Annotated in this window: 4 protein-coding genes and 1 tRNA gene; 1 reads left to right on the forward strand and 4 read right to left on the reverse strand. The window is 65.9% G+C overall.

Annotated elements, in window-relative coordinates:
• The first annotated feature begins 116 nt into the window (after positions 1-116).
• Positions 117-431, forward strand: coding sequence for a hypothetical protein (locus AC1D12_RS31205; protein ID WP_477829537.1), 315 nt, complete (start codon positions 117-119; stop codon positions 429-431).
• Positions 432-520: 89 nt separating this feature from the next.
• Here the strand turns inward: AC1D12_RS31205 and AC1D12_RS31210 are convergent.
• From AC1D12_RS31210 to AC1D12_RS31225, 4 genes are all read right to left on the reverse strand, one after another.
• Positions 521-597: transfer RNA gene (locus AC1D12_RS31210), tRNA-Pro, on the reverse strand.
• 57 nt (positions 598-654) lie between these two features.
• Positions 655-1,143: a MerR family transcriptional regulator gene (locus AC1D12_RS31215; protein ID WP_047511801.1), complete on the reverse strand. Its 489-nt coding sequence runs from the start codon at positions 1,141-1,143 to the stop codon at positions 655-657.
• A gap of 35 nt (positions 1,144-1,178) precedes the next feature.
• Positions 1,179-1,547, reverse strand: coding sequence for an integration host factor subunit alpha (locus tag AC1D12_RS31220; protein WP_047511799.1), 369 nt, complete (start codon positions 1,545-1,547; stop codon positions 1,179-1,181).
• A gap of 12 nt (positions 1,548-1,559) precedes the next feature.
• The coding region (locus AC1D12_RS31225; RefSeq protein ID WP_477845073.1) for a phenylalanine--tRNA ligase subunit beta-related protein at positions 1,560-2,347 on the reverse strand (788 nt) is incomplete at its 5' end.

Genomic DNA, 2,347 nt, shown 5'->3' on the forward strand with positions numbered 1-2,347 from the left:
CGCCTGCGCTGCAAAGGGGATCTGCTCCTACGCGAAGCTCGGAAGGCGCCGATGGCGGACGCGGCGGCGCGGTCCGAACATCGTCCGCGTTCTCAGCAGTCCGACCCCTTGCACCCATGCGCAGCCGCCTGATCACCGATGGTCTCCACCCCCTGGAAGACGAAGCCCTGATGAACGCCCTCGACACCATCGACGCGACAAGCCGACCCGATGGCGTGCAGATGGTCTTCGGCGTCGAGGACAGCAATCACCGCGTCTACCGGTTGATCGAGACCTCCAGCCTGCTCGAAGCAGTGCGCGTCATCGGCGCGATCCGCGAGCTCGGGCTGAGCGGCGCACCCGGGCGCAGGGAACACGGCGTGCTGCTGCAGCGGGTGTTCGTCCGCGCGGCGAGGCATGTGGAGGGACCGGAAAAGCACAAAGCCCACTGAGCTTCAACTTGAGTTAGACCTCAAGTCAGACCTCAGTGGGCTTTTTCCGTGCTGGTTAGTGGGACCTAACCGTTCTAGCTGGCTATCTATGGTCGGGGTGGCGGGATTCGAACTCGCGACCCCTTGCACCCCATGCAAGTGCGCTACCAGGCTGCGCTACACCCCGACGTAAGCCGCGCAGTATAGCGTGGAAATCCGGCGGTTCCGGTCAGGCAACAAGCCCTCAAGCAACCAGCAGGTGGCGGATCGAGATCAGCTCTTCGCGCATCTGCGTCATCGACACCTCGTCGACGATAACGACCGGTTGCGGAATGGGTGCGTCCTCGGGGGCAGCATCGAGCGGCAACTCGGAATCGGGGCCGGCTGCATCGAGCTCGGCATCCGGTTCGCCGTCGAACTCTGCATCGTGAGCGTCCGGCGCGCCGGACGATGCCGACGACGACGAAGCCCGCGAATGGACCAGCTCGGTGAGCCGGTTGCGGGCCCCGCTGATCGTGAAGCCCTGCTCGTACAGCAGCTCGCGGATGCGCCGGATCAGCAGCACCTCGTGATGCTGGTAGTAACGCCGGTTGCCGCGGCGCTTCATCGGCTTGAGCTGCGTGAACTCTTGCTCCCAATAGCGCAGCACGTACGGCTTCACGCCGCACAAATCGCTAACCTCACCAATGGTGAAGTAGCGTTTGGCAGGGATGGCGGGAAGCGCTTTCTCCATTGAAATCAAGGAGTTCGAGAGAGAAAGCTAAGACTTTACTCGAAGTCGTCACCCGCCGGTATGTCGCCCTGCACAACTCCCTTCAGTTTGTGACTGGCGTGAAAAGTTACAACATTCCGCGCCTTGATCGGTATCGATTCCCCGGTCCGGGGGTTGCGCCCCGGCCGCGGCGCCTTGCGCCGGATGTTGAAATTACCGAATCCCGACAGCTTCACGTCCTCGCCCTTCACCAGCGTGCCGTGGATGATGTCGAAAAAAGCCTCGACCATGTCCTTCGATTCGCGCTTGTTCAGGCCCAGCCGCTCGAACAGCAGCTCGGCCAGTTCGGCCTTGGTGAGCGTCGGCGTCTCGAGCGTCGGCAGCAGCACACGGGCCGGGGATTTGTCGTCGTTGTGGTCGTCCATCGCGGCCTCCCCTCAGCCGCGAAGGCGCACGCCGAGGCGGGCCTTCAGGCTGTCCAGCACCTTGTGCACGCCGGCCTCGATGCGCTCGTCGGTCAGCGTCGCGGCGTCGTCCAGCAGCTCGAGCCGGATGGCCAGGCTGCGTTCGCCGGCGGCCATGTCGGCGGCAGGCGTCGCCGGCTTGTAGATGTCGAACAGCCGCGCCGAGCGGATCAGGCCCGGGTCGACCGCCGCGATCGTGCCGATCAGCGCCTCGTGCGTGACCTGCTCTGCGGCGATCACCGCGATGTCGCGCCAGGCCGACTGCTGCTTCGGGATCGGCTGGAACTGCGGCAGCAGGCGCTGCTGCAGTGCCGAGGCGTCCAGCTCGAACAGCACCGGCGCCTGCGGCAGCTCGTACGACTGCCGCCACTTCGGGTGCAGTTCGCCGACGTGACCGATGGCCTGCCCGTCGACCTCGATGCGCGCCGAACGGCCCGGGTGCAGCGCCGGGTGCTCGGCGGCGACGAAGCTGACCGCCAGYGGCGCGAGCAGCGACTCGATGTCGCCCTTCACGTCGAAGAAGTCGACCTGGCGTTCCTTCGCGGCCCACTGCAAGGCATCGACCGGACCGTACGCGAGGCCCGCGACGCGCAGCGGCTGCGCGATGCCGGCCACGCTGAAGGCGCCGTTGGCGACCGACGCATCGCGCCGGAACACGCGGCCCGATTCGAACACCCGCACGCGCGTGGTCTTGCGCGCCAGGTTGAAGCGCAGCACGTTGACGAGGCCGCCGATCAGGCTCGAGCGCATCACCGACAGCG

This window comes from Rhizobacter sp. P1_G5 (assembly GCF_056405435.1).